The following is a 25,691-nucleotide window of genomic DNA, read 5'->3' as shown; positions in this document are numbered from 1 at the left end:
CGTGCAATCGATACGGTCGGCGCTTAGTCCCGCAGATAATGCTCCAACCGTGGCACGTGCAGCAGGGCGAGGGCACGCTTCTCAATCTGACGCACCCGTTCCCGGGTGACGCCCTCAGTGTGGGCGATCTGGTCGAGGGTGCGCGGTTCATTACCGTCGAGGCCGAACCTGGCGCGCAAAATAGAACGTTCCCGGGGCGGCAGCGTGTCGAGAAAGTAGCGGATGTCTGCCGCCCGCAGCGTCAGCGTGGCGTGTTCGTCGGGTTGGGGGAGGTCGTCATCAATGATCAGTTCGGCCATATCGCCGGCGCCATCACCGACCGGAGTATGCAGGGAGATCGGTTCGTTGTCGTATTGCAAGAGACGCAGCACGTCGCGAACGGGAAGCTGGGCGGCTTCGCCGATTTCACGTGCCGTGGGGTCACGGTCGAGCATGCTGGTCAGGTCGCGTCGGATGCGCTTGATTTTGTTGAGCTTTTCGGCGGTGTGCACCGGGATGCGGATCATGCGGGATTTGTCGGCCATGCCGCGGTGGATTGCCTGGCGAATCCACCAAGTGGCGTAGGTGGAGAATTTGTAGCCGGTCATGAAGTCGTACTTTTCGACGGCACGAACGAGCCCCATGTTGCCGTCCTGCACGAGGTCCATGATGGGCACTCCGCGGCCGGAATAGTGCTTGGCAATGCTCACGACCAAACGCAGGTTGGCCTCGATGAACTGATTTTTGGCGCGGCACCCGTCGTGCACAAGCCAGGACAGTTCGCGCTCTTCGGCCGAGTCACGAGTACTGGCACCGTCGCCCTGCAGCAGCCTGGCCTCAGCGAAGAGTCCGACCTCGATGCGGCGCGCCAGATCAACTTCCTGCTCGGCGTTGAGTAAGGCCCCCTTGCCGATGCGGCGCAGGTAGTCGCCGAAAGCATCCGTCGACGCGGCGGCGTAGTTTCCCGGCGAGGCTGATCGGCGAGGCGACGCGGGGGTCGTTCGTGGTTCCTGAGCGGTGGTAGTCATCGTTACGAGCCCCCGCATGTGGTTTTCGTACCTCGCGTGATGTTCATGGCGACCTCCCCGTACTTTCCAAGTCATTAGTACACCCCCGAACGGGGTGGACGACAAGGGGTTGACTTCTTGCTTATTCCACATTACCTGAGGTTTTTTCGTCTTCTCAATCCCCAATCTTACGAGTTGGAAAATTCGAAAAGTCAATGCTGGCGCCGCGTAGGCTGGCACTATGAGTGAACGGGTGCATGATTTCTCCTCCGGGCGCCCAAGCGACGCAGCAGCGCCGTGGTGAAGCCGCTGCGGGCTCTCGTGCCGGAGGATCCGCCCGCCTTTCTCGCGGCGCTGAGGGATGCACTCGCGGGCAACGGACCGGCACTGATGCCGATGCCGACAGGTGGTGGAATGGTTCTCGAAGACGTGCCGATACGGGTCGCGGTTGTGATCGAAACCTCCGGGTCGACCGGCACGCCGAAACGGGTCATGCTCGCCACCAACGCACTGCTGGCCAGCGCCGCAGCCTCGGCTGTTGCCCTCGGCGGGACCGGACAATGGCTGCTCGCTCTACCCGTGCACTACATCGCCGGGGTGCAGGTGCTCGTGCGCTCGATCGCCGCCGAAACCAATCCGCTCGTGCTTCCGCCGGGCCACTTCGATCCGGAGGACTTTCTTCGGCTAGCCGAGACCATGACCGAGCCCCTGCGCTTCACCGCGCTGGTGCCGGTGCAGCTGGCCCGCCTGCTTGACGCAGCGGATGACCCGGCACTGCTGGCTGTGCTGCGTCGCTTCACCGCTATTCTGGTCGGCGGGCAGGCGATCAGGCCCGATCTCATTGCGCGGGCAGCTGAGTTGAACGTGCCAGTCGTGCGCACTTACGGGTCGTCGGAGACCGCTGGCGGCTGTATCTACGATGGTATTCCGATCGGTGACACCCTCGTGCGGGTTGTCGACGGGCAGCTCGAACTATCGGGCTCCGTGCTCGCTGAGGGCTATCTCGGCGATGAAACGCGCACCGATGAGCGCTTTCTGGTGGAGCACGGTGTGCGCTGGTACCGCACCGGCGACCTCGGCGAAATCGACCCGATAACCGCTCGGGTCACGGTTCTGGGTCGCGCCGACAACGTGATCATTTCGGGCGGCGAGAAGGTGTCACTCGATGCCGTCGAAGGCATCGTGCGGTCCTGCGCCGGTTTCGAGCAGGCTGTCGTGATCGGGGCCGACGACGACGAGTGGGGGCAGGTTCCGGTCGTAGTGACCGGGGGCGACCCCTTGAACTTTTCCGACGTGGCGGCATCCGTTGTGGCGGCGCTCGGGCGTGCAGCCCGGCCTGCACGCGTCGTGCTGGTGGCGGCGATCCCGTTACTGACTTCGGGCAAGCCCGACCGGCGCACGCTGGCCAGTACTGCGCTGCCCAGTAACATGGGGGCGTGGCACAAGGAGCTCGGCCGGTCAGGCCCAAACAACAACGATTGAACCCCGCGGCGAAGCTGGCTGGTCTTGATCCCGCCAGAAAGACCAGCGGCAAATCGGGCCATCCGGCCATCAAAAACGGACCACCCCGCAAGGGACCGGCCGCGGTCAAACCGGCCACCGCCGCCGACTGGGTATCGGGCGCACGCCTGCGCACTCTGCCGCTCGCCGTTGCTCCGGTGCTGCTCGGTACCGGCGCCGCCATCGTGGCGAGCGGACCCGGCGTCTACCATCCGGTGCGCGCGCTGCTCGCACTCGCCGTGGCGCTGCTCCTGCAGATCGGCGTCAACTATGCCAATGACTATTCCGACGGCATTCGAGGCACCGACGCCTTTCGGGTCGGACCAGCCCGGCTCACCGGCGGCGGCGTCGCCAATCCGCGCACCGTGCTGCGCGTGGCCCTGATCTTCTTTGGCCTCGCTGCCGTGGCTGGCGTCACGCTCGTCATCCTGACCCAGTACTGGTGGCTATTGCTCGTTGGCGTCGTGGCCCTCGCCGCGGCGTGGTTCTATACCGGCGGCAAGAAGCCCTACGGCTACCAGGGTCTTGGTGAAGTGTTCGTGTTCGTGTTCTTCGGTCTCGTAGCCACCGCGGGTACGACCTATGTGCAGGTGGGCGACTTCACCACCGAGAGCGTTCTCGGTGGTGTGGCGATGGGGCTGATCGCCTGTGCCGTGCTCATGGTCAACAACCTGCGCGACATCGTGCCAGACAAGGCCGCCGGCAAGCGCACCCTCGCGGTGCGAATCGGAAGCACGGCCTCCCGGGTCGTCTTCTCCATTTTCTTGCTGCTGCCGTTCGTGATCGCGGGTCTTTTCAGCCTGATCTATCCGCTCGGAATCTTCACCTTCTTCGTGCTGCTGCTGGCTCTGCCGGCCTGCCTCATCACGATCACCGCCACGTCCGCGAAGGAATTCATCCTCGCCCTCAAGCTGACGAGCCTCGCGGCGCTGGCCTACGGCCTGCTACTGGGACTTGCCTTCGCGTTCTGACTTGACACGTTCCTGGGCGCTCATCAGCGAGTCCTCGATCTCAGAATCCGGGTTGGCGGTCTGCTTGTCGGGGTGTCGCGCGTGGTAGAGGTCGCGGGCAACACTTGCGCGGGACTTGCCCAGCAGAAGGTAGGACAAGCACAGGCCGACCAGCGCGGCGATCACAGCGGACGCCCAGGGCCAGAGCCCCAGGGCCAGGAGGATTGCGAGCGGTACGACAAACATTAGGACGCGCAATATGGAGTAGTGCAGCCAAGGGGGCAGGAATTTCATAGATCAAGCTTAGAATGCCGCGGCTGAGTAGGCGCACATGTCTCTCACGGTCAAGCGGCTTACAATCTAGGTATGCCCAAGCTCTTGATCGGACTAGGACTGGCCCTCGTCATCCTCACCGTCTATACCCTTGTGGACTGTGCAATGTTCGACCGCAAACGCATTCGCGGATTGCCGCGCTGGGTCTGGATCTTCGTCATTGTTCTCGTGCCGCTGATCGGCCCATTGCTGTGGCTCCTCGTCGGCCACGGACGCTCTACTCCTGTGACCCGGTCCTTTCGTTCGGTGGCGCCCGATGACGACCTAGAGTTTCTGCGCGGACTGAACAGCGATGGTCCTGACGGCGCCGGTCTCAACGGCGGCAACGCGAAATCCGACACCGGCCAAAACCGTCCCTTCAACGAGAAAGACCAGCAGGAACGCATTCGCCGTATGGAGCAGGACCTCGCGGACCTCGACAAGAACGACCCAACTCCCGGGGAAACGACGAAGAAGAAAAAGAAGAACGAACCGGGTGAAGGCGAGCAGCCTGGCCGGCGGGATGCCTGAAAGCCTCAAGAGCAGCCCGGCGACCGATTTCAGCTTCGCGCTTCTGGACGAATTCGTTCGGCTGGGGGTTCGTGATCTGGTGCTCTGTCCCGGAGCGCGCTCGCAGGCGCTCGCCTTGGCCGCGGCGGCGCTGGAACAGGCCGGGAGCATCCGCTTACACGTGCGCACCGACGAGCGCAGCGCGGGCTTTCTCAGCGTGGGCCTTGCCCTCGAAACCGGCCTGCCAGCGCTCGTTGTGGTGACGTCGGGCACGGCGGTCGCCAACCTGCACCCGGCCGTGCTCGAGGCGCACCATGCCGGGGTGCCCATGATTTTACTGACGGCCGACCGCCCGGCCGAGCTGCGTGGCATCCGCTCGAACCAGACCACCGTACAGTCAGGCCTGTTTGGGGTCGCCACCCGGCTGTGCCTCGATGTTCCGGCGCCGGTCGGTGAGCCCGATGAGGAGGGCATCGCCGTGGCGCTGGCACGGCAGGCAATGGATGCTGCAACCGGCGGTTCGACCGCAGCTCCCGGCCCGGCACAACTCAACCTGGCCTTTCGCGAGCCGCTGTCGGCTGCGCGGCCTGCCCGCCCTACCCTGATGGCACGCTCTATCCGCGTAACCCCGTCTACATCAAGTGATGGGCCGGCCATGCTCCTCGCGCCGGGACTACGCACGGTCGTCGTGGCCGGCGATGGTGCCGGACCTGAGGCCGAAGAGCTGGCCCACGCCGGTGGCTGGCCGTTGCTGGCCGAAGTATCGAGCGGCGCTCGGTTCGGCCGGAATTTGATCGTGCACTACCGGGAACTACTCGCTGCCGCCGATCTCGGCGGCCAGGTGGAACGGGTGGTCGTATTCGGCCATCCCACCCTCAGTCGGGAGATTCCGGCTCTCATCGCCCGTGACGGTGTCGAGACCATCATTGTCGCAACGACCGGACTCGAATGGTACAACCCGGCCCATGCTGCACGCGCTTTCACCCGTTCGATCGGCGCGGACGCTGAGTGTGTGCTGGCGGCCCAGACGCCCGCGGCACGGGAATGGCTCGGCCGCTGGGTCATGACCAACAGGGCTCTTGCAGAGGCCGCGGCTGATGAAGGCCGGGCACCGATCGATAAGCGCGGCATAACCCGCGCTGAATTGGCAATTTTGCGAGCCCCGCTGACGAGGACGCTGCTCGTCGACGCGGTCTGGCGTGCATCGTGGCCGCACGACCGGCTCGTGCTCGGCGCGTCCCGGCTGATCCGGGAGGCCGATAAGCGCGTCCCCGGCAAGAAGATCACCGTGCTGTCCAACCGTGGACTGGCCGGTATCGACGGCACGATTTCCACCGCGCTCGGGGTGGCGCTGGCCAGCCAGGCCGAGCCCGAGCCGCGTTCGGTCGGCGTGACCCGGGTTCTGATGGGCGACCTCACCTTTCTTCACGATGTCGGTTCGCTGCTGCTCGCCCCGGGCGAACCAGAACCCCGGCTGCAGGTCATCGTCGGCGTTGACGGTGGTGGCAGCATCTTCGACGGCCTGGAGGTCGCCGCGACGGCTTCGGCCGCCGCGATGGAGCGGGTGCTCTACACCCCGCGCAGCGTCGATCTGAAGGCGCTCGCCGCCGCCTACGGCTGGGACTATGAAATTGCTGCCACGAGAAGCGAGTTGGAGCGCGCCCTCACCGGCGCCCCTACCCGCCCCAGCATCCTCGAGGTTCCGCTAGTTCGTTAGCGGCTCGAATCAACCGAAGGCTTCGACGATGGGACGGAACTTCATTTTGGTCTCGGCGAGCTCCCGGTCGGGGTCGGAGTCCAGCACGATGCCGCAGCCGGCGTACGCGGTGATGCCGCCGGCGGGTACTACCTGCGCGCAGCGCAGCGCAATCGCCCACTCGCCGTCGCCGTCGGCGCCCACCCAGCCGACCGGTCCGGCGTAGCGGCCACGGTCGAACGGTTCAAGTTCGCGAATCAGGGCCAGAGCCGCGTCGGTCGGGGTTCCGGCGACTGCAGCAGTCGGGTGCAACGCTGCGATCAAATCGAGAGACGTCGACCCGTCGCTCAAGGTACCTTCCAGATCGGTCGCGAGGTGCCAGAGATTGGGGAGTTTCAGCGTGAACGGAATCTCGCTCGTGGCGAGCGCCGAGGTGTGCGGGCGGAGCGACTTGAGCACGCTCTGCACGGCAAATTCGTGCTCGTCACCGTCTTTCGAGGAGGTCGCCAGGGTGAGGGCCGCCTCGCGATCTTCCTCGGCATCCGCTCCCCGGGAGATCGTGCCGGCCAACACGCGGGCGTTGACCGAACCGTGGTCGGCGCGAATAAGAGTTTCGGGGCTCGACCCGATGAGGCCGTCGACGGCGTAGGTCCAGCAGTCCGGGTAACCCAGCGCGAGTTTGGTGATGGCGCGGCGCAGGTCGGACTCGGCCGGCACCCGCCCGACCAGGTCGCGAGCGAGCACGACCTTATTGACCCGTTGACTTTGAATCCGCGAGACGCCCGAGCTGACGGCTGTGCGAAAATCCTCGGGGGGCAGCGTGCCGGGCAGCAGGGCGATGCGGTACTCGTCGCCGAGTGGATGCAGCGTCAGCGGGTTTTCGGGAGCGCTCTGCCCGGTCTCCCAGATGCGCGTCACCCAGCAGTGGCCGTCTTGGCGGCCGACGATGATCTCGGGAACGATGAGCACGCTGGTCTCGGCAGACGTCTCATCGAAGGCGAAAGCACCGAAGGCGAGCAGCCCGCTCCCGGCGCGGGCGAGGGGGTCTGTCACGGTGGCCAAGGCGACGACCTGTTTCCAGGCGGCCGCGGCATCCGTCATGCGGGTCGGGCCGGAAAACTCGAGTCGCAGCGCGCAGCCGATGCCGGCCAGGCCCTGGTTGCGACGCATCCAGAGTAGGGGCGTACGGCGATCGAGTAGCAGGATCAGTTGGCGGATATCGGCCATCGGGGAGGTTTCGACCGTCAAGGCCCGCACATTCACTTCTGTAGCCTACGCCCGCACGCGTATGCCCCGGCAACCGTGCAGTTTCGGCGGGCCTATGCATCCTAGAATGATGGGGTGAATAGAGCAGACCTGAACAAACGGCCGGCGCAGGTGGCTGCCATGTTCGACGAGGTCGCCGCCCACTATGACCGCACGAACACGCTGCTGTCGGTCGGCAACGCGTCGCTCTGGCGCATGGCCACCACCAAGGCAGTCAACCCGCAACCGGGCGAACGCATCCTCGACATCGCGGCCGGTACGGGCACCTCGAGCGCGGCTCTCGCCCACAGCGGAGCCCACGTCGTCGCCGCCGACTTCTCGGCCGGGATGATCGAGGTCGGTCGGGCTCGCCACGCCCACAATGAACACATCGACTTCGTGCAGGCTGATGCGACCGCCCTTCCCTTCCAGGACAACGAGTTCGACGCCGTCACCATCTCGTTCGGACTGCGCAACGTGGTCGAGCCGAAGAAAGCCCTGGCCGAGTTTTACCGCGTGACCAAGCCCGGCGGGCGCGTCGTCATCTGCGAGTTCTCGACTCCACCATTGACGCTGGTTCGCCAGAGCTACTTTGCCTATCTCAATCACGTCATGCCGCGCGTCGTGCGCCTCGCGTCCTCCAACGCCGAAGCCTACGACTACCTCGGCGAGTCCATCGCGGCGTGGCCGACCCAGCGGGTGCTCAGCGGATGGCTGCGCTCAGCCGGATACTCTGCCGTCGCCTACCGCAACCTCACCCTCGGCATCGTGGCCCTGCACCGCGGAACCAAGCCCTGACCAAATCGATAGGCTGTCTTACGTGAAATCCAGAGTCCCCGTGATTCGACGCACCGCGTCGGTGACCAGCCAGGCGGGCCTCGGCGAACGTATTTTCTCGACTTCCGCCGACCGCGGCTTGGCGGCGAATATCGATGCCGGCATCGAAAAGGTCGAAGCGGCGCTCATTGATGAGCTCGTCTACGCCAACGAAATCGCTACCGTCACCAGCCGTTACCTGCTCAATGCCGGTGGAAAACGCGTGCGTCCCATGCTCGCGCTGCTCACCGCGCACCTGGGCGGGGGCGTTGTGCCCGACGTTGTCACCGCAGCCACAGCCATCGAACTGACCCATCTGGCCTCGCTCTATCACGACGATGTCATGGACGACGCGGATAAGCGCCGCGGCGTGCCGAGCGCGCAAACCGTCTGGGGCAACTCCATTGCCATTCTCACGGGTGACCTGCTGTTCGCCCGTGCCAGCCAGCTGATGGCCCGGCTCGGTGAACGCGCCATCAAACTGCAGGCGACCACGTTCGAGCGCCTTGTGCTCGGTCAGTTTCAGGAGACGGTGGGCCCGCGCGCTGGGGAAGATCCGGTCGCGCACTATATTCAGGTGCTCGCGGGAAAGACCGGTTCGCTCATCGCCGCGGCCGCCCAGGGCGGTGTGGTGTTCTCCAACGCCCCGGCCGAGTACGAGCAGCCGGTCGTGGACTTCGGTGAGAAGATCGGCGTTGCCTTTCAGCTCATCGACGATGTGCTCGATTTGTCACCGCAGCCGCAGGAGACGGGCAAAGTGCCGGGAACGGACTTGCGGGCCGGTGTGGTCACGCTTCCGGTGCTTCGATTGCGCGAACGTGCCGCGAGCGATGGGGCATCCGCTGATCTGCTGGAGCGGCTGGAACGTGACGTGATGACGGCCGGTGCGCAACAGGGCGCGGAAGCGGACGCGGCAATCACCGCGCTGCGCGAGCACGCTGTCACGGCCGAAACCCTGGCCGAGGCACACGGCTGGGCCCGCGACGCCGTTGCCGCCCTCGCTCCGCTGCCGAATGGTTCGGTCAAGAAAGCCCTCACCCGATTCGCCGAGTCCATCGTCGAGCGCTCCAGCTAGATCCATTCAAGAGCGGGCGTGGGCTTGGGCCCGGCCGGCCCGCGCAGTAAGGAATCTTCAGTGACCAAATTGAGACTGGCCATCGTCGGTGCAGGACCGGCGGGCATCTATGCCGCCGATATTCTGCTCAAAGCCGAGCGCAACTTCGAGGTCTCGATCGACCTGTTCGACCACCTGCCGGCGCCGTATGGCCTCGTGCGCTACGGCGTCGCCCCCGACCACCCCCGCATCAAGGGCATCATCACCGCTCTGCGGGGCGTGCTCGACAGTGGTGATATTCGCGTGTTCGGCAACGTGCGGTTCGGAGTGGACGTCACCCTCGACGACCTCAAGAAACACTACAACGCGGTCATCTTCGCGACCGGCGCCGTGCAGGATGCCGACCTCAATATTCCAGGCGCGTCCCTGATCGGTTCATACGGCGCCGCCGACTTCGTGAGCTGGTTCGATGGCCATCCCGACGTACCGCGCACCTGGCCGCTTCACGCACGCGAGATCGCCGTGATCGGCAACGGTAACGTGGCCCTCGACGTGTCGCGCATGCTCATCAAGCACGCCGACGACCTGCTTCCGACGGAGATCCCCGGAAACGTATACGACGGGTTGAAAGGGTCACCGGTGACCGACGTGCACGTATTCGGGCGGCGTGGGCCGACATCCGTTAAATTCACGCCGCTGGAACTGCGTGAGGTGGGCGAGCTGAATGATGTGGACATGATCGTCTACGACGAGGACTTTGAGTACGACGAGGCCGCCCAGTCCGCCGTCGCGAGCAACAAACAGGTCTTCGTGATCGATAAGACGCTGAACCAGTGGCGTGCCCGCGAGACCGGCGCCGCCAGCCGTCGTCTGCACATGCACTTCTTCGCCAAGCCGGTCGAGTTGGTCGACGACGGTACAGGCCGGGTCGGTGCGTTCCGATGGGAACGCACCGTAACGGATGGCGCTGGCGGCGTCGTCGGCACCGGCGAAATTCGCGAGATTCCGGTGCAGGCCGTCTACCGAGCCGTCGGCTACTTCGGGTCGGAATTGCCGGGCGTGCCGTTTGACAAGAAGCGCGGCATCATTCCCAACCGCGAGGGCCAGGTGCTGCGCCGTGACCCGTCGGCCGGCACCGGCGGGCTGTTCAACCAGCAGATGTACGGCGTCTACGCGACCGGCTGGATCAAACGCGGGCCGGTCGGTCTGATCGGCCACACCAAGAGCGACGCGATGGAAACGATTCGTCACCTGATCAATGACCTCGGGAACTGGTGGCGCCCCGAGTCGCCGTCGGAGGAGAGCATCGTGGACTTGCTCGATGCGCGCGGCGTGAAATACACCGGTCTAGACGGTTGGCACAATCTCGACCAGCACGAACTCGGGCTTGGTGAGGCTGTGGGCCGCACTCGCATCAAGGTTGTGGACCGCGATGAAATGGTGGCGGTGTCGCGCGCCGAGTAGCACTCCGAGTGCGCGCCTCTGCGAACGGGGCCCGGGCCCCGTCCGCAGGCCCAGTTTATAAACTGGGCCCCGGTTCACAAGGTGGGCCTGGCGGACAGAGGACGAGGGAGTTCCCTTGCCGGAGAGGTTCGCTAGCGAAAGTTTGTGAACTGCAGGGCCACGTCGAGGTCTTTACCCTTGAGCAGCGCCATCACGGCCTGCAAATCATCGCGACTCTTCGAGCTGACCCGCAGTTCGTCACCCTGAATTTGGCTCTTGACGCCCTTGGGGCCCTCGTCGCGAATGATCTTGCCGATCTTCTTCGCGTTCTCCTGGTCGATGCCGGCCTTCATGCTCGTCTCAATGCGATATTCCTTGCCGGAGGCGAACGGCTCGCCAGCGTCGAGGCTGCGCAGTGAGATGCCGCGCTTGATCAGCTTGGCCTCGAACACTTCGAGGATCGCTTTGACGCGCTCCTCGGTGTTCGCCTTCATGAGTACCTTGTCACCGCTCATCGCGATCGAAGCTCCTACGTTCTTGAAGTCGTAGCGCTGTGCGACTTCTTTGTGCGCCTGGTTGAGGGCGTTGTCGACCTCCATCGGGTCGACCTTGCTGACGATGTCGAACGTTGAATCTGCCATTCCCCCATGGTATCCGACCCGCGAGAGTGCAAAAAGTGCGCGGATAGAGACCGCACGCGAACACTCCTTTGAGGTCTCGGACAGCGGCAATGGGTAGGCGGCGGATACCGCCGACATCGCGGCCTCACCGGCATCGGCGGCGACATGTCGACCAAGATGCGCACCCCGCCGGCCAACCGGGGAGTGCTGCCCGCCGGGTGCCGGAAACGCCTCATCACGATTTCGACGCCCGTTGATTTCTCGGTGAGGCGTTTCGTCTTGTATTGTTAACTCCGCGTCTCCGGTCAAGTGATTACACCTGGTCGGGAGCGCCTGGCGAGTTACCCAAGCGGCCAAAGGGATCTGACTGTAAATCAGACGGCGTAGCCTTCGTGAGTTCGAACCTCGCACTCGCCACGAGTATCACCAGAACAGGCAGGCCCTCGGGCCTGCCTGTTCTGGTTAAGGCCTTGCCTGTAGCGTGTGGGGATGATGTATCCCGCCCCGACCGAGCTGCTCGACCTTGCACGCACCGTCGCCCTCACCGCAGGCGCGCTCGCCCATCGGCGTCGCACCGAGGGGGTCGAGATTGCAGCTTCGAAGTCGTCACCCGAAGACATCGTCACCGCGGCCGACCGCGAGGTCGAGTTGCTCATTCGCGGCCTGCTCGCAGACGCCCGACCGAACGACGGGTTTTACGGCGAAGAATCCGACGCATCCGCGCACACCAGCGGGCTCACTTGGGTGGTCGACCCCATCGACGGCACCGTCAACTACCTCTACGGCATTCCGTTCTACGCCGTCAGTATCGCCGTTGTGCAGGGTGATCCCGACCCGGCCAGCTGGAACACCCTCGCCGGCGCCGTCGTCAACCCTGCCCTCCGCGAGGTGTTCACCGCGTCGAAGGGCTCTGGCGCCTGGCTGGGCGACCAACGCCTGCATGTGAATCACGACGTTCCGCTCTCGCTCGCCCTGGCCGGCACCGGCTTCAGCTACGAGGCGGCCCGGCGGGTGTGGCAGGCGAAAGTCGTGGGTGGTCTCATTGGCCAGGTGCGGGACATCCGTCGTATCGGGTCGGCCGCACTCGACCTCTGCTCGGTCGCCTGCGGGCGTCTCGACGTCTATTTCGAACGCGGACTCAACCCCTGGGACCACGCCGCCGGTGCCCTGATCGCGCGGGAAGCCGGCGCTCGGGTCGGTGCTTTGCACGCGGATGCCGAGGGCCGCGACCTGCTCATCGCCGCAGATCCGGCCCTCTACGATCAGTTCTCACCGGTACTCGCCGCGCTCTTCGAATGCTTCCCGCCTGACGAGGGACCCCGCTGAAACTATGCCCACTACCCCCTTTTGGGTGTGATTGGTCGCTTTCCTCTGGTATTCTCAGGGTTGCGCGTTACCCTTGACTGATTCGTTATATTGATTTTCCGTCATTTGGCGTTATTCAGACTGAGCACAAGATCCCGTCCGCTACGCCGAAAGCTGCACTTTGTCACGTCACACTCCACCCATGGACACCACCGTGTCCGGTGACAGTGACGGCACCGCATTTCCCCCGGCAGAACCGGCAGCGCTTACCCGTCGGGAACGTCGCGAACGCGAGCGGGTAGCGTTCTCACAACTCGAATCACCGGTCACCGCACCATTCACGGAAACCGCCGATGACCTCGTGCGGCTCAGCCCTGCGGCCGATCTGATAGTCACGGCCGATCTGGCCGAGCCTGACCTTGAACCGGTTGTGGTCATCGAGACTGACCGCATTGTCGCGGCTCGACCGGTCGCCGACGCAGGACCCACCGACTACGAGACGTTGCTGGCTCCTGGCGTGACCCAATCGATCCCGACGGTTATTCCCGCCGCCGGTGAACGGCCACGTCGCCATCGCATCGAGCAGAAGTCGGGGGAGACGTTTGCCCCCGCACGCGATTTCGTTCCGGCCGGGGCGCTGCCCCGCCGCACCCCGCGTGCACGACCGCTCGGCAGCACCATGCGTAAGCGCGCGGCCAAAGGCGCTTCGGTTCTCGCGATGTCGTTCGTGGCTCTGATGGCCGTCGCCACCTCGATTCCGGCCGAAGCGTTACTGTCGTCACAAGACGTGCAGGCATCCGTTCTTGAATCGCAGCGTGGTCCGGCAACTGACGATATGCAGAGCATGGATCTGGCCGGCGGTGACACCGTTACCGTCGTGCGTGATGGCTACAAGTCGAGCACCATCGCCGAGGTTGCTGAAGCCAGCGGTATCCGCATGGAAGACACCTTCACTAACAATCCGAACGGAACTATTCAGTGGCCGTTCGCCGTTGGTGTTCATATCGGCGACCAGATCGGCTACCGCAATTGCGCCGGCTGTTCGGTGAACCACGGCGGCCAGGACTTCAACCCAGGCCTCGGCGCACCGATCCAGGCCATCGCCGACGGTGTGGTCAGGTACGCCGAAGACGGTGAAGCCAGCCTCGGCGTGCACATGATGATCGACCACATGATCAATGGCGAGCTCGTTACCAGCGTCTACGCGCACATGATCCACGGATCGATGCTTTTCGCGGAGGGTGACGTGGTCAAGGTTGGCCAAGTCATCGGCAAGACCGGCAGTACCGGGATGTCGACCGGCCCGCACCTGCACTTCGAGATTCGTCAGGGCGGAATCACCGGCACCAAGATCGACCCGCTCGCCTGGCTTTACGCCAACACCAACTAGCGCACCTCGGGTCAGTGCCGCCCGTTGGCGCGCGCACAACTCCTGCAATTTCTTGCGTCCGAACAGGGAAAGCGCGGAAAGTCGCGGGAGTTTTTCGGAACGCCCGCAAATTGCAGGAGTTATGGGCGGTAGGCGGGCAGCTCACGGCGCCGCCGCAGCCGGTTTAGCTCGGCTCGCTACGCCCGCGCAGGAAGGACTCGAGCAGGCCCTTCGGCAGCGGAAACGGTGGCACGCTGTCGAAGCTGAACAGATCGGCGTCATCGGTAACGGGTTCCAGTGCCACGACCTGGTCGTGCAGCAGTTCCATCTTCACATCAAGCCGGTTGGCGGCATCCGCTGCCTGCCGCAAGTCTTCTACCAGGGTGTCTGGCACGGCGCCGTTGTACTTGTAGTAAATCTTGTGTTCCAGGCTCGCCCAAAAGTCCATCGCGATCGTGCGGATCTGAATTTCGACGGTGACTGGCTGCACACGGTCGGACATGAATACCGGAATCGCGACGATGAGGTGCAGGCTCTGGTACCCGTTAGCCTTCGGTTCCCGGATATAGTCCTTGACTTGGAGCACCGTCACGTCGCGCTGCCCGGCGAGCATGTCGCGAACGCGGTAGGTGTCGGAGATGAAGCTGCAGGTGATGCGAATTCCGGCGATGTCCTGGATATTGTCGCGGATTCCGGTCAGCTCGAGCGGGTGCCCCTTGCGGATGGCCTTCTTGAGAATACCCTCCGGCGACTTGAGCCGAGAACTGACGTGCTCGATCGGGCTATAGTCGTGAATCGCACTGAATTCCTCCTTCAAAATATTGATCTTGGTCAGTATCTCGTCGGTCGCGAACTTGTACGACATCATGAACCGGGTCAGTTCGAGCTTCAACTCCCGCATGGCGGCGATGCTCGCAGAGGTACTAGGCGAGACGCTGCCGGAGTCGGGGGAGACGACGCTGCCTGCGCCGGCCGCGCTGCCGACGGGTGCATCGTCGAACGTGGTCATGGTTGAACGGTGCGCAACCAGGCCGTCGTATCGCCCGGCAGGGTGCGACTGACGAGCTCTTCGCTCGCCAGCAGAACCTCGCCAGCGGGCAACTGAATGGATGCCGACCCCGTATTCGCCACGACAATCACGTCGCCATTACGGTACGCCGCGACCTCGGGGCCGAAGCCGTCGATCCACTCGACCGTGCCGGAGGCGAGGGAGTGCTCCCGGCGCAGTCGCAACGCGAGCTTGTACAGCTCGAGGGTTGATCCGGCCACGCCGTTTTGCTGGTCGCGAGCGAGCCCGGCCCATTCGGCCGGCTGTGGCAGCCAACTCTTCTCTCCGGTGCTGAAGCCGAACGACTCGCCGGCGGCTTCCCACGGAATCGGCACGCGGCATCCGTCTCGCCCATAGCGTTCGCCGTTGGTGCGAAACCAGGTGGGGTCTTCGCGCGCATGGTCGGGCAGATCGACGGCCTCGGGCAAGCCGAGTTCCTCGCCCTGATACAGGTAGCTCGAGCCGGGCAGCGACAGCATTAAAGCCGATGCTGCCCGCGCGCGCCGCAGCCCCAGAACAGTGTCGGGCAAACCAACCGTCTTGGGGCCGATGCCGTGACCCTGCAGGTTATCGCCGGTGAGGGCGAGCCGGGAGGCGTGGCGCACGACGTCGTGGTTGGAGAGCACCCAGGTGCTCGGCGCCCCGACGTTGCCGAAAGCTTCAAGCGACTCGTCGATGACGCTCTTCAGCTGCGGCGCGTTCCACGGGGTCTCCAGGTAGGCGAAGTTGAAGGCCTGGTGCATCTCGTCTGGGCGTACCCACTTGGCCATCTGGCTGAGCGGATCAACCCAGGCTTCGGCCGCGAGAACGCGGTCGCCGGGGTAAGCGGCGAGCACCTGGTGCCAGTCGCGATAAATCTCGTGCACGCCGTCCTGCGCCCAATAGGGGGCCGTCAGCGGCGTCTCGGCGCTGATCCCCGGTTCGAGAGCGGATGCCGGTGCCCCGCCCATGCTGCCGCCCTCGGCGGGAGGCGTGTAATCGGGGAGGCCGGGAGCCTTGATCATGCCGTGCGCAACATCCACTCGAAAGCCGTCGACGCCGCGGTCGAGCCAGAAGCGCAGCACCGCACGGAACTGCTCGCGCACCCACTCGCTGTCCCAGTCGAAGTCGGGCTGACTGCTGTCGAACAGGTGCAGGTACCACTGGCCGGGGGTGCCGTCCGGATCGGTCGTGCGGGTCCAGGCGAGGCCGCCGAAGACGGACTCCCAATTGTTCGGCGGTAGCTCGCCGTTTTTGCCCTTGCCGTCGCGGAAGGTGTAGCGGGCGCGCTCCTCGCTGCCAGGGCCGGCGGCGAGGGCAGCTTGGAACCAGCCGTGGTCACTCGAGGAGTGATTGGGCACGATGTCGACGATGACTCGGATTCCGAGGTCGTGGGCGGTGCGCTGCAGCACTTCGAAGTCGTCGAGGGTGCCGAACAATGGGTCGACGTTGCAGTAGTCGGAGACGTCGTAACCTGCGTCGCGTTGCGGCGAGGTATAGAAAGGTGACAGCCAAATGGCATCAATGCCGAGGTCTTTGAGCTGCGGCAGTCGCGCACTGATGCCGGCGAGGTCTCCCATGCCATCACCGTTCGCGTCGGCGAACGAGCGGGGGTAGATCTGATAGATGACGGCGGTGCGCCACCATTCGGTGCCAGGGGTCAGTTCGGTGCCAGTCATCCTAAAATGCTACGGCATTGGCGCTGTATGCCTGTAGCGTGGGGAGTGGTCTAGAGCGCCCTGTCGGGGTGATAAAGTTTCTAGGTTGCCAAAAACGCGGCGTTGCAACTGTTTTTTGGTTGCTCTGCCCCCTTAGCTCATTGGTAGAGCACTTCCTTGGTAAGGAAGAGGTAGTGGGTCCGATTCCCACAGGGGGCTCAGGCTTGGAAGCGAACAGCCGACAAGTCGCGGCGGGGTAGCTCAGTTGGTTAGAGCACACGGCTCATAATCGTGGTGTCGCGGGTTCAATTCCCGCTCCCGCTACACAGTACATACTAAATTCGCCCCGGACTTCTGCGGAAGTCCGGGGTATTTTTTCGCCGATTTCGGGCCAACCCCGCATAAACCCCGCAGATTTAAACTGGCGAGCAGGGAATTCATCGTTTCAGCCGCGCGAATACCGCCCGTGTTCTTAGCCATGTAGACGTCCTGGGTCAGGGACGAGTTCGCGTGCCCGAGGTATTCGGCAATCTCCCGAGCGCTTAATCCTGACTGGTCCAAAGTCGTGACCACCGTCTTGCGGAAGCTATGGGTCGTGACCGTCGGATATCCGATCCGGTCGCGAGCCATCCGCCAGTCGCGCGAGGTATTACGAGGATCTCGAATGTTGCCACGCATGGTCGGAACGACCAAGTCATGGTCGTTTCACCAAGTGCGCCGGCTTGTCCTGCTGTCGGCCCGGTGCAACGAGGCCGCGTGGTGCTTCTAACCGGAGACCGCGGCGTGTTGCCGCAACGGGCCTGCGGCACGAAGCATCAGTGGCTCACTCAGGACGGAACTGTTCGGAACCGCCGTGACGGCGGCAGCGGCGGTCGGGGCCGGTGTCACCGGAGGGGTCTACTTTACGTTCACCACAATCGTGTCTCCGACCCTGCGACTGCGTTCCGCCCCTGAGGCCGTGGCCGTAATGCAACGAGTCAACGAAAATGCCGTCCGTGCCCCCTTCATGATCGTCTTCTTCGGGGGTGCCCTGGCCGCGTGCGCGGCAGCCGTCACCGCTCTGCTTCAGGACGCTGGCGCCGAAATGGTCCCCGTTCGCGTCATCGGCGCAGGCCTGACAGTGGCGTCCTTCGCCACGACAATGTTGTTCAACGTGCCGCGGAACAACGCGCTGGCCCGGATCAGGCCATCCAATGCGGACTCCGCTGACGCGTGGGGATCTTTTGACGCAGGTTGGAGTCGTGCAAATACGACTCGAGCCGTGCTGGCGATCGCCGGCTCGGCGTTTCTCGCCTCGTCGCTGGTCTAACGCCTCTAACTAGAGCGCGAACCCTCATGACGGCATCATTGGGCGCACGGTCACGATGAAAATTACCGATCCGGTTGAGCAAATACGAACGATTGAGGCGCGACGAGTGCCGGGGTTTTATTCGGAGCTGAGGGTGCGCATAACTTCAAGCGCGGCCGTGAAGATAATCGTGCGGTGGGTGGCCCCGGATGCTTGGAGGAGTGCAAGTTCTTGACCGCGCGTGCGGCTACTCATGAAGACCACGATGGCTGCAGCAACGGCCGCGAGTACGAGGGGACCACCGAGAAGGAGGGTGACCTCGTTATCGTGCAAAGCCGCGCTTCCTCCGGTTCCTTGAATTCGGAACGCGTCGTTGAGTGTGGCGGCCGCTGTATAGAGACCAGCCGAGAGGCTGATGCCTACCAAAAGTGGCGTGATGGCGGCCGTGCTATACGCGAGATGGTGACGAGCCTGATTTCGCGCGAGGAACCATGCCGACGAGACCCGGGCCGGCAGCACCGCTGTCCACGCCATCAACACTGCGGGATACAGCAGCGGAGCGATCGCAACGGTGAAAATGGTGAGCACCGGAGTGATCACCACGCTGGTTCAAAGAGCATCCGCCGCCTCAGAAGGATGTGCGTACTTCACGGTCAGCGAGGCGATCACGAATGCGGTGAAACACTCCTCCGCGACAATAATTCACATAGCCGCGCAGACCACCGCCCATGAACTCATCGTGACCGTGACCGACAATGGTCACGGTGGTGCTGACGAGACGCTGGGAACGGGTATCCGCGGGTTGAAAGAGCGCGCGGAAACGCTCGGCGGAGCACTGAACATCGACAGCCCTCCTGGCGGTCCGACGATGCTCCGACTGCGCCTGCCCGCGGCTACTACCCTGACCGCGATCGCCGCGGGCTGACGAGAACAAGGCCCCCATGCGTATCATCCTGGCCGAAGACTCCACACTGCTACGAGAAAGCCTGACCAGTCTGCTTGAGAAACTGGGACACACCGTCATCGCTACCGCGACCGATGCGCCAGGACTCGTCGACGCCGTTGCACTCGCGGCGCACGAAAACCGCTTGCCCGACCTGGTGATCACCGACGTGCGGATGCCACCGAACAACCAGGATGACGGCCTGCGTGCGGCACTTCAGATCCGTCGATCACACGGAACGGTGCCGATCCTCGTCCTTTCGCAATACGTCGCCGATGCATATGCCGCCCAGCTTCTCTCCGAAAACGATGGAGCGGTCGGCTATCTTCTCAAAGACCGGATCGGCCGAATCTCCGATTTCTCCCGCGCCCTCGAAACGGTCGCGGCAGGCGGAACCATCATCGACCCGGAAATGGTGCGTCATCTCCTCGCCAGAAAGACCGGAAGTCCGATCGAATCTCTGACCCCGCGTGAACGGGATGTTCTTACCCTCATGGCAGAAGGATTAGCAAACCAAGCCATCGCCAGCCAACTTGTTGTCAGTACAGCCGCCGTCGCCAAACACATCGGAAGCATTTTCACGAAACTCGATCTGACGCCCGACGACGGCCACCGCCGCGTCAAAGCCGTGCTGCTCTATTTCAATACCTGATCAGGCAGTCCAGGTGCGCGCTCCCCAGCGCTCTCCCGTGTTACACGGTTCTCATGGCTGGTGACCGAACAATCTAAGCGCGTGAGCGGCTGCCCTTGCGCGGCTCGGGATCACAGCCGGCACCGACTTCGGAGGAAGGGCGGTACTACTTGTCGGTGGGCGACGTTGTGTCAGTGGCGTCTGCTTGACCTCTCGCAAAATTCAGCTCGCAGCCTTGTGCATTGATGCAGATAGTCTCTGCATGAATCGTCGTTGTGTGATGTTGACGGCACGGCAATACTTTCAATGATTCATTGATGGTTTTGTCGTCGCATTTATAGAGTTGGATGCGCTATTCCGCGCAGTGTCAGAGCTGACACCGAAGGAGATTCAATTGAGCACGCAAGTTCCCACAAGCCAGAGTGGTACAGAGAAAAAACCGACAGGATTGAAGAAAGTGGTGGCGGCCTCAATGGCCGGCACCATCGTTGAATGGTATGAATTCTTTCTGTATGGCTCGCTGGCGACTTTGGTGTTTGGCCAAGTGTTCTTTCCCAATGCCGGCTCGCAACTTGACGGTATCCTTGCGGCCTTTCTGACCTATGCCGTCGGCTTTCTCGCTCGTCCCATTGGTGGAATCGTCTTTGGCCACTTTGGTGACAAGTTTGGACGCAAGCGATTGCTTCAGGTTGCCATTGTTTTGGTCGGCGTATCCTCGTTCCTAATGGGATGTTTGCCAACGTTTGATCAGGTTGGCTATTGGGCGCCGGCGCTTTTGGTGTTCTTGCGATTCGCTCAGGGCTTCGCGGTTGGCGGCGAATGGGGTGGCGCGGTATTGCTGGTAGCGGAGCACAGTCCTAACAAATCCCGTGGGTTCTGGGCCAGCTGGCCGCAGGCAGCCGTTCCGGGAGGAAACTTGCTGGCCACCGTCGTTCTCCTCGGGCTTTCTGCAACCCTGCCCGAGGAAGCGTTCCTGAGTTGGGGCTGGCGGGTCGCATTTTGGCTCTCAGCGGTAATCGTCATTGTCGGGTACTACATTCGCACGAAGGTTCAGGATGCCCCGATCTTCGAAGAATCACGTTTGAAGGCTGAAGCTGCACCCACGCCGGGCTACGGCGCCATTGAAGTATTTCGACGCTACCCGCGCGGTGTCTTCACCGCCATGGGACTGCGATTTGCAGAAAACGTGCTGTATTACCTCGTCGTCACCTTCTCGATCACGTACCTGGTGGTGGTGGTCAAAATGGACACGGCCAAGATCTTGTTGCTGATGCTCATCGCGCATGCAATTGAGTTCTGTCTTATTCCGCTGGTCGGAAAACTCTCCGACGCGGTTGGCCGGAAACCCGTCTACTTGACCGGCGCGGTGTTGGGCTCGACCTGGGGATTCTTTGCCTTCCCCATGATGGAGACCGCGGATGAACTGATCATTATGATCGCCGTCACGATTGGCCTCGTGTTCCACGCACTGATGTATGCCGGGCAGCCCTCAATCATGTCGGAAATGTTTCCCACCCGCATGCGGTATTCCGGTGTTTCACTCGGGTACCAGGTCACGTCGATCGTGGCTGGTTCGCTCGCCCCGATTATCGCCACCGCTTTGCTGAGGGGCACCGGGTCATCGGTGCCGATTGCCGTTTATCTGTTGGTTGCCTGTGCGGTGACGGTGGTCGCTGTGGTGTCCATGAAAGAAACGAGAGGAATCTCGCTTCACGATGTCGATGCAGCCGACCTAGAAAAAACGGCGGCGCTGCGAGAACGCACCGATGCACGGTAAAGCGTCAGATAGACGGGCCCGGGGTTGCGGACACACTGATCTGGTGCAGGCAGATCTGTAAAACCACAGACCGGGTGGGGCCGCCGTGCGAGCTAGGCCGCCAGTTCGTTCCGGCGCTCGGAGATCTCCTGCTGGATGGCCTCAATTGCTGCCTTCACGGCCATGGATCGAAGAGACTCGGCGCGGGCGGCAGCCCAAATAGGCAGCTCTCGGTGAAAAGAGTCCGGTAACACGGGGACAAAATCCGGCCGCCCCGACACCATGAAAGATGGAAGCAATCCGATGCCGCTGTGGCGTCGCACGGCTTCGACCTGGGCGAAAATACTGGTGGATTGAAAGCTCGCGGCTGGATTTGGTAACTGTGACGAGCGATGCCCCAGCTCGGCGACCTGGAGGGATGACTCGACATAGGACACAAAGTTGTGGTCCTTGATGTCATCAATAGTCTGTGGAGTTCCTGTCATGGCGAGGTATTTGGGGCTGGCATACAGCCGGATGAAATAGTTCGTCAGAAAGATCGTCTGCGCTCTACTCGAGTCGATTGGGCCGACCACGACTTCCAGGTCGACGCCGGAGCGGTTCTGGTTGATCTTTCTCGTCGCGCTGAGCATCTCTACATTCAGCTTGGGATGTTGCTGTTGAAGCTTGACCAAGGCGGGGGTGACAAAAGCTGCGCCGAAGCCGTCGGGCGTGCTGATGCGTACGAGTCCGAAAAGCGGATCCGCGTCATGCGCGAGTGTTGAAGTGAGAGCGCCCAGGCTGGTCTCGATAATCTCCGCTGCACGGACTGCCTGGTTTCCGAGCTCCGTGAGTTCCCATCCGTGCGGGCTTCGCTCGAGGGTACGCCCACCCAGCCGCTTGTCCAGCGCCAGAATCCGGCGGGAAATGGTGGTGTGGGTGGTTTCCAGCGCCTCGGCCACGGCGGTGAAGCGGCCCAAGCGCGCCACGGTGAGCAGGATGAGCAGATCATCCGGGCTCGGGAACCGCTTGAAATCAACCATCACGCGCCGGCCTTCTGCCAATGGGTACATCAGCGTATTTGTGCATGAATGCACAGGGTGTCTGTATTTTTTTATCTTGATTGCACCGTAACACGGTGTGAGGGTGGTCATACAGAAAGTGTGTTCTCGCTGGAAAAGAGCAAAGGAGCTTGCGAATGGCTGTAATTGGATGGATCGGTCTGGGCAATATGGGTGGCCCGATGACGGCAAACCTGGTGAAGGACGGGCACGAAGTGCGCGGTTTCGACCTGAGTCCGCAGGCGCTCGCGGCCGCGGCCGCCAATGGCCTCACACCGGCAAGCAGCATCGCGGATGCTGTCTCTGGCGCCGAGGTCGTCTTCACCATGCTGCCCAAAGGTGAGCACGCCATTGCCGTGTATCTGGGTGAAGGCGGCGTGCTGGCCTCGGTGAGTCCCGGCACCCTTCTTATCGATTCCTCCACCATTGACGTCGAATCCGCGCAGAGGCTCCACGATGCGGCAGCCGAGGCTGGATTCCGTTTTGTTGACGCTCCCGTTTCCGGCGGGATCAGCGGTGCTCAGGCTGGAACATTGACGTTCATGATCGGCGGGGAACCCGACGCCGTCTCTGCTGCCAGCACGTTCATCGAGTCGATGTCTGCCAACATCATTCCGACCGGCGGTGCTACCACAGGCCAGGCCGCGAAGATCTGCAACAATCTCATGCTGTTCATCAATCTCGCGGGGGCCGCTGAAGGTGCCGTTCTGGCCGATCGTCTCGGTCTTGACAAGCAGGTGTTCTGGGACATCGCGTCGGTTTCTTCCGGTGACAGTTGGGCCCTGCGCACCTGGTATCCAATTGCCGGAGTCGTCGCATCCTCCGCCGCTAACACTGCTTTTGCACCGACGTTCACGACGGAGTTGGCTAATAAAGATATCGGCCTGGCTATCGCCGCCGCGCGGGCAACGAATACACCACTGGAGATTGGGGAGCATGTGCAGCAATTGTTCCAGCGCGTTCTCGATGCTGAACAGGGCCGTAAAGACTGCTCCATAATCGTCAAGCTCGTCGACGGAACCCTGGCTCCTGAACCCGAACCGGAACAGATTCCGGCGCTAGCCCAAGCGCAGGTCCGCTGATGACAACGGTCGTGACCTCATCCACTGACCCGCGTCCCGCAGCTACAGAGAGCACCCCCATGCAGCGAATTCCGCACTACATCAATGGTCGAAAGATCACCGACGCCGAACGTTTTGCCCCCGTCTACAATCCCGCCACCGGAGAGCAAAACAAAGAGGTCGCTTTGGCTTCAGCATCCCGGGTCGAGGAAGCTATCGGGGCCGCCAGTGCGGCGCTGCCGGGGTGGCGGGCCACCAGCCTGGCCAAACGCACCAACATCTTTTTCAAGGTTCGAGAGCTCCTCAGCGAGCGCAAGTCGGAGCTGGCGGCCATTCTCACCAGCGAACACGGCAAGGTGCTTTCTGATGCGGAGGGCGAGATTACCCGGGGCCTGGAGAATATCGAGTTCGCCACCGGACTCTCCCACATGCTCAAGGGGGAGCACTCAGAGCAGGTGTCGACCGGCGTCGATGTTCACTCGGTGCGCCAGCCGGTTGGCGTAGTGGCCTGCGTTACTCCGTTCAATTTTCCGGCCATGGTGCCGTTGTGGATGATTGGCAGTGCGCTGGCCTGTGGCAACACCGTTCTGCTCAAGCCCAGCGAGAAAGACCCATCTACGGCCATTTTCATTGCCGAGATTTTCTCCGAGGCAGGGCTCCCTGACGGCGTGCTGAACGTTATCCAGGGCGACAAGGAAGCCGTGGATGCGCTGTTGGAACATCCTCAGGTGAAGGCCATCAGCTTCGTCGGATCCACGCCTGTTGCCAAATCCATCTATAAGCGGGCCGCCGAAAACGGCAAGCGCGTGCAGGCGCTGGGCGGCGCTAAGAACCACATGGTGGTACTCCCGGATGCTGATCTGAACATGGCTGCAGATGCGGCGGTGTCGGCGGCGTACGGCTCAGCGGGGGAACGCTGCATGGCGGTCAGTGTGCTCGTGGCCGTTGGCGGTATTGCTGATGAACTCGTCGATGCCATCAAGCAGCGGATGACCGGACTGACGATCGGCGCGGGAACGGATGTTGCTTCAGAGATGGGCCCGCTGATCACCGCTGCGCACCGCGACAAGGTTGCATCGTATGTTGCCGGGGCAGCGGATGAAGGTGCCACTGTTGTTGTGGACGGTCGCCAGCACCAGTTTGATTCAGATGGCTTCTTCATCGGTGTCAGCCTGATCGACCACGTGAAGCCAGGCATGAAGGTATACGACGACGAGATCTTCGGCCCCGTACTGTCGGTCGTCCGCGTGGATACCTTTGAAGAAGCCATTCAGTTGACCAACGCGAACGAGTTCGGCAACGGGGCAGCCATTTTCACGCGCGACGGCGGTGCCGCGCGGCAATTCGAATTTGAGATTGAGGCCGGAATGGTCGGGGTCAACCTGCCCATACCGGTGCCCGTTGGGTCGTTCTCCTTCGGCGGCTGGAAGTCATCACTGTTCGGTGATACCCACATGTACGGGCCGGACAGCATCCGTTTCTACACCCGTAACAAGGTGGTGACCACCCGTTGGCCCGACCCAACGACGAGTGAGATCAACCTCGGGTTCCCGCAAGTCAGCTGATCTCCAGCCCCAGCGGCGAACCATCGAATACTCCGGGATCGCGGCATCCGTGCCGTGGTCCCGGAGCGAGCGGATCAGATCATGAGGCGTAAACGACGGTGCAGCAGGGTGGGGGAACTGAGAAACACTCTGACGGCTACCGGAGTAGATCGGCAAGAGAGCCGGACGGGAGCAAGATCCAGCCTTCCCGCCGGGCGCGATCACGCATGGATGGTTCAGGCGGCTCGTAGAATCCCCGGGCGGCACTGCGGGCGGCGAGTGCGGCGACCACGGCGTCGAAGGCATCCGCTGAGGTGATCATCTGTGGCGCGAACGGGCCGAGATCGAGCCAGGGCGCGACATCCTGAATGTGTTGGAGAAGCTGCTTTCGAATGGTGGGCTCCGTTCGGTAGCCCGTCGTGGAGAAACCCCACAGTCGTAGCGATGCTCCCGGGTAGATTTCTGCGACGACTCCAGAACCTGACCTGTCGACGTTGATGCCGGTCTCGGAGATCCTGGCCAGCAGCCCGGCGCACCGCATAGCGGTGAGTCCGAGCCGGTCGGTGGACACGCTGAGCGGCCATCGTCCGGTTCTTTTTCGTACGTCACGATCGGTCTCGCGGTAGGCCAGAGTACGGCGCCAGTCCATTCCGCCGTCGACTCCGGGCCGGCTCTGGTCGCCGCTGGAGTGTGCGACCACAAAATGCACGAACTCGTCCGGCCAACCGAACGCGCAGTCGATGCCGAGTTTCTCAACGGTGCCCGCCGTGCGGGCGATGATGTTGTCAGCGACGCCGAGCTGGAGCTCACACAGTGATGCTCGGCTGTCGGCCCAGTCGATGACGGCCAGGGCGGTGCCTTTGGGCTCGGCGGCGAGATCCACTCCGGCAGTGCGCATGCCCTCAGTTTAGGAGGGGTGGACACCCGTTGGGATAGC

The 25,691-nt window shown here is 62.9% G+C and carries 25 protein-coding genes and 3 tRNA genes; 18 read left to right on the top strand and 10 right to left on the bottom strand.

Annotated elements, in window-relative coordinates; genetic code table 11:
• Positions 1-23: 23 nt before the first annotated feature.
• The gene (locus CXY83_RS08315) at positions 24-1,007 is read right to left on the bottom strand and encodes an RNA polymerase sigma factor RpoD/SigA (RefSeq protein ID WP_158251866.1); all 984 of its coding nucleotides are present in this window, start codon (positions 1,005-1,007) and stop codon (positions 24-26) included.
• A gap of 276 nt (positions 1,008-1,283) precedes the next feature.
• On the opposite strand from CXY83_RS08315, the gene CXY83_RS08310 reads away from it, so the two are divergent.
• Together CXY83_RS08310 and CXY83_RS08305 are read left to right on the top strand one after the other, a co-directional pair.
• Entirely contained in the window at positions 1,284-2,468 is a 1,185-nt protein-coding gene (locus CXY83_RS08310; RefSeq protein ID WP_369831139.1) for an AMP-binding protein, read from the top strand.
• A gap of 68 nt (positions 2,469-2,536) precedes the next feature.
• Positions 2,537-3,457, top strand: a complete 921-nt coding sequence (locus tag CXY83_RS08305) for a 1,4-dihydroxy-2-naphthoate polyprenyltransferase (protein WP_233200718.1) — start codon at positions 2,537-2,539, stop codon at positions 3,455-3,457.
• Here CXY83_RS08305 and CXY83_RS08300 read toward each other — a convergent pair.
• Positions 3,431-3,730, bottom strand: coding sequence for a DUF4229 domain-containing protein (locus CXY83_RS08300; protein ID WP_104196891.1), 300 nt, complete (start codon positions 3,728-3,730; stop codon positions 3,431-3,433). The genes CXY83_RS08305 and CXY83_RS08300 overlap by 27 nt on opposite strands.
• 72 nt (positions 3,731-3,802) lie before the next feature.
• Here CXY83_RS08300 and CXY83_RS08295 point away from each other — a divergent pair, with 72 nt between their 5' ends.
• Together CXY83_RS08295 and menD are read left to right on the top strand one after the other, a co-directional pair.
• Positions 3,803-4,279 (top strand): PLD nuclease N-terminal domain-containing protein, encoded by a 477-nt coding sequence (locus tag CXY83_RS08295; protein WP_104196890.1) that lies wholly within the window; start codon positions 3,803-3,805, stop codon positions 4,277-4,279.
• Entirely contained in the window at positions 4,272-5,975 is a 1,704-nt protein-coding gene (gene menD / locus CXY83_RS08290; protein WP_104196946.1) for a 2-succinyl-5-enolpyruvyl-6-hydroxy-3-cyclohexene-1-carboxylic-acid synthase, read from the top strand. The genes CXY83_RS08295 and menD overlap by 8 nt, the downstream gene beginning before the upstream one ends.
• A gap of 9 nt (positions 5,976-5,984) precedes the next feature.
• Here menD and CXY83_RS08285 read toward each other — a convergent pair whose 3' ends face one another.
• Positions 5,985-7,181 (bottom strand): isochorismate synthase, encoded by a 1,197-nt coding sequence (locus CXY83_RS08285; RefSeq protein ID WP_104196945.1) that lies wholly within the window; start codon positions 7,179-7,181, stop codon positions 5,985-5,987.
• Between the two features lie 114 nt (positions 7,182-7,295).
• On the opposite strand from CXY83_RS08285, the gene CXY83_RS08280 reads away from it, so the two are divergent.
• The 3 genes from CXY83_RS08280 to CXY83_RS08270 are packed head-to-tail and all read left to right on the top strand — an operon-like array spanning position 7,296 to position 10,533.
• On the top strand, positions 7,296-7,997 hold the full coding sequence (locus CXY83_RS08280) for a demethylmenaquinone methyltransferase (RefSeq protein WP_104196889.1): 702 nt from the start codon (positions 7,296-7,298) through the stop codon (positions 7,995-7,997).
• A gap of 22 nt (positions 7,998-8,019) precedes the next feature.
• Complete coding sequence (locus CXY83_RS08275) at positions 8,020-9,090, top strand: polyprenyl synthetase family protein (protein WP_104196888.1); 1,071 nt, start codon at positions 8,020-8,022, stop codon at positions 9,088-9,090.
• Between the two features lie 60 nt (positions 9,091-9,150).
• The gene (locus tag CXY83_RS08270; RefSeq protein ID WP_104196887.1) at positions 9,151-10,533 is read left to right on the top strand and encodes an FAD-dependent oxidoreductase; all 1,383 of its coding nucleotides are present in this window, start codon (positions 9,151-9,153) and stop codon (positions 10,531-10,533) included.
• 131 nt (positions 10,534-10,664) lie between these two features.
• On the opposite strand, the gene CXY83_RS08265 is transcribed toward CXY83_RS08270, so the two are convergent.
• Entirely contained in the window at positions 10,665-11,153 is a 489-nt protein-coding gene (locus CXY83_RS08265; RefSeq protein ID WP_104126358.1) for a YajQ family cyclic di-GMP-binding protein, read from the bottom strand.
• A 314-nt stretch (positions 11,154-11,467) separates the two neighbouring features.
• Here CXY83_RS08265 and CXY83_RS08260 point away from each other — a divergent pair.
• The 3 genes from CXY83_RS08260 to CXY83_RS18420 all read left to right on the top strand — a co-directional run bounded on the left by CXY83_RS08260 (position 11,468) and on the right by CXY83_RS18420 (position 13,827).
• Positions 11,468-11,549, top strand: a tRNA-Tyr gene (locus CXY83_RS08260).
• Between the two features lie 72 nt (positions 11,550-11,621).
• Positions 11,622-12,458 (top strand): inositol monophosphatase family protein, encoded by an 837-nt coding sequence (locus CXY83_RS08255; RefSeq protein WP_233200698.1) that lies wholly within the window; start codon positions 11,622-11,624, stop codon positions 12,456-12,458.
• 181 nt (positions 12,459-12,639) lie between these two features.
• A complete protein-coding gene (locus CXY83_RS18420; RefSeq protein ID WP_104196885.1) occupies positions 12,640-13,827 on the top strand; it encodes a M23 family metallopeptidase in 1,188 nt (395 codons plus the stop codon).
• A gap of 163 nt (positions 13,828-13,990) precedes the next feature.
• Here CXY83_RS18420 and CXY83_RS08245 read toward each other — a convergent pair whose 3' ends face one another.
• Both CXY83_RS08245 and CXY83_RS08240 read right to left on the bottom strand, forming a co-directional pair.
• The gene (locus tag CXY83_RS08245; protein ID WP_199184926.1) at positions 13,991-14,815 is read right to left on the bottom strand and encodes a GTP pyrophosphokinase family protein; all 825 of its coding nucleotides are present in this window, start codon (positions 14,813-14,815) and stop codon (positions 13,991-13,993) included.
• On the bottom strand, positions 14,812-16,512 hold the full coding sequence (locus CXY83_RS08240) for a glycoside hydrolase family 13 protein (RefSeq protein ID WP_104196884.1): 1,701 nt from the start codon (positions 16,510-16,512) through the stop codon (positions 14,812-14,814). The genes CXY83_RS08245 and CXY83_RS08240 overlap by 4 nt, the downstream gene beginning before the upstream one ends.
• 126 nt (positions 16,513-16,638) lie before the next feature.
• Here CXY83_RS08240 and CXY83_RS08235 point away from each other — a divergent pair.
• Positions 16,639-16,710 (top strand) — tRNA-Thr (locus tag CXY83_RS08235).
• 31 nt (positions 16,711-16,741) lie between these two features.
• Positions 16,742-16,815: transfer RNA gene (locus CXY83_RS08230), tRNA-Met, on the top strand.
• Here CXY83_RS08230 and CXY83_RS08225 read toward each other — a convergent pair.
• Positions 16,813-17,184: a tyrosine-type recombinase/integrase gene (locus tag CXY83_RS08225; RefSeq protein WP_233200697.1), complete on the bottom strand. Its 372-nt coding sequence runs from the start codon at positions 17,182-17,184 to the stop codon at positions 16,813-16,815. The genes CXY83_RS08230 and CXY83_RS08225 overlap by 3 nt on opposite strands.
• 160 nt (positions 17,185-17,344) lie before the next feature.
• Here CXY83_RS08225 and CXY83_RS08220 point away from each other — a divergent pair, with 160 nt between their 5' ends.
• On the top strand, positions 17,345-17,800 hold the full coding sequence (locus CXY83_RS08220) for an anthrone oxygenase family protein (protein WP_158251865.1): 456 nt from the start codon (positions 17,345-17,347) through the stop codon (positions 17,798-17,800).
• 117 nt (positions 17,801-17,917) lie between these two features.
• On the opposite strand, the gene CXY83_RS08215 is transcribed toward CXY83_RS08220, so the two are convergent.
• Positions 17,918-18,379 (bottom strand): hypothetical protein, encoded by a 462-nt coding sequence (locus tag CXY83_RS08215; RefSeq protein WP_158251864.1) that lies wholly within the window; start codon positions 18,377-18,379, stop codon positions 17,918-17,920.
• Here CXY83_RS08215 and CXY83_RS08210 point away from each other — a divergent pair.
• The 3 genes from CXY83_RS08210 (at position 18,372) to CXY83_RS08200 (ending at position 21,130) form a co-directional block, all read left to right on the top strand.
• On the top strand, positions 18,372-18,704 hold the full coding sequence (locus CXY83_RS08210) for a sensor histidine kinase (RefSeq protein ID WP_104196880.1): 333 nt from the start codon (positions 18,372-18,374) through the stop codon (positions 18,702-18,704). The genes CXY83_RS08215 and CXY83_RS08210 overlap by 8 nt on opposite strands.
• Positions 18,705-18,720: 16 nt before the next feature.
• A complete protein-coding gene (locus CXY83_RS08205) occupies positions 18,721-19,374 on the top strand; it encodes a response regulator transcription factor (RefSeq protein ID WP_104196879.1) in 654 nt (217 codons plus the stop codon).
• Positions 19,375-19,747: 373 nt separating this feature from the next.
• On the top strand, positions 19,748-21,130 hold the full coding sequence (locus CXY83_RS08200; RefSeq protein ID WP_304466232.1) for an MFS transporter: 1,383 nt from the start codon (positions 19,748-19,750) through the stop codon (positions 21,128-21,130).
• Positions 21,131-21,222: 92 nt separating this feature from the next.
• Here the strand turns inward: CXY83_RS08200 and CXY83_RS08195 are convergent, their stop codons facing one another.
• A complete protein-coding gene (locus CXY83_RS08195; protein WP_369831138.1) occupies positions 21,223-22,242 on the bottom strand; it encodes a LysR family transcriptional regulator in 1,020 nt (339 codons plus the stop codon).
• 44 nt (positions 22,243-22,286) lie between these two features.
• Here CXY83_RS08195 and mmsB point away from each other — a divergent pair, with 44 nt between their 5' ends.
• A complete protein-coding gene (gene mmsB / locus CXY83_RS08190; RefSeq protein ID WP_104196876.1) occupies positions 22,287-23,231 on the top strand; it encodes a 3-hydroxyisobutyrate dehydrogenase in 945 nt (314 codons plus the stop codon).
• Between the two features lie 59 nt (positions 23,232-23,290).
• Positions 23,291-24,775 (top strand): CoA-acylating methylmalonate-semialdehyde dehydrogenase, encoded by a 1,485-nt coding sequence (locus CXY83_RS08185; protein ID WP_104196875.1) that lies wholly within the window; start codon positions 23,291-23,293, stop codon positions 24,773-24,775.
• A 136-nt stretch (positions 24,776-24,911) separates the two neighbouring features.
• Here CXY83_RS08185 and CXY83_RS08180 read toward each other — a convergent pair whose 3' ends face one another.
• On the bottom strand, positions 24,912-25,652 hold the full coding sequence (locus tag CXY83_RS08180) for a DUF429 domain-containing protein (RefSeq protein ID WP_104196874.1): 741 nt from the start codon (positions 25,650-25,652) through the stop codon (positions 24,912-24,914).
• Positions 25,653-25,691 lie beyond the last annotated feature (39 nt).

Origin of the sequence: Cryobacterium sp. M15, assembly GCF_002929675.1 — a bacterium.
GTDB lineage: Bacteria > Actinomycetota > Actinomycetes > Actinomycetales > Microbacteriaceae > Cryobacterium > Cryobacterium lyxosi.
Note: the sequence above shows the minus strand (reverse complement) of the source record. Positions and strands in the feature narration are given on the sequence as shown.

Coding starts and splice junctions, on each gene's coding strand:
- CXY83_RS08315 (WP_158251866.1), bottom strand. CDS start 1,007: ATGACTACCACCGCTCAGGAACCACGAACGACCCCCGCGTCGCCTCGC.
- CXY83_RS08300 (WP_104196891.1), bottom strand. CDS start 3,730: ATGAAATTCCTGCCCCCTTGGCTGCACTACTCCATATTGCGCGTCCTA.
- CXY83_RS08295 (WP_104196890.1), top strand. CDS start 3,803: ATGCCCAAGCTCTTGATCGGACTAGGACTGGCCCTCGTCATCCTCACC.
- menD (WP_104196946.1), top strand. CDS start 4,272: ATGCCTGAAAGCCTCAAGAGCAGCCCGGCGACCGATTTCAGCTTCGCG.
- CXY83_RS08285 (WP_104196945.1), bottom strand. CDS start 7,181: ATGGCCGATATCCGCCAACTGATCCTGCTACTCGATCGCCGTACGCCC.
- CXY83_RS08265 (WP_104126358.1), bottom strand. CDS start 11,153: ATGGCAGATTCAACGTTCGACATCGTCAGCAAGGTCGACCCGATGGAG.
- CXY83_RS08255 (WP_233200698.1), top strand. CDS start 11,622: ATGATGTATCCCGCCCCGACCGAGCTGCTCGACCTTGCACGCACCGTC.
- CXY83_RS18420 (WP_104196885.1), top strand. CDS start 12,640: ATGGACACCACCGTGTCCGGTGACAGTGACGGCACCGCATTTCCCCCG.
- CXY83_RS08245 (WP_199184926.1), bottom strand. CDS start 14,815: ATGACCACGTTCGACGATGCACCCGTCGGCAGCGCGGCCGGCGCAGGC.
- CXY83_RS08240 (WP_104196884.1), bottom strand. CDS start 16,512: ATGACTGGCACCGAACTGACCCCTGGCACCGAATGGTGGCGCACCGCC.
- CXY83_RS08205 (WP_104196879.1), top strand. CDS start 18,721: ATGCGTATCATCCTGGCCGAAGACTCCACACTGCTACGAGAAAGCCTG.
- CXY83_RS08195 (WP_369831138.1), bottom strand. CDS start 22,242: ATGACCACCCTCACACCGTGTTACGGTGCAATCAAGATAAAAAAATAC.
- mmsB (WP_104196876.1), top strand. CDS start 22,287: ATGGCTGTAATTGGATGGATCGGTCTGGGCAATATGGGTGGCCCGATG.
- CXY83_RS08185 (WP_104196875.1), top strand. CDS start 23,291: ATGCAGCGAATTCCGCACTACATCAATGGTCGAAAGATCACCGACGCC.
- CXY83_RS08180 (WP_104196874.1), bottom strand. CDS start 25,652: ATGCGCACTGCCGGAGTGGATCTCGCCGCCGAGCCCAAAGGCACCGCC.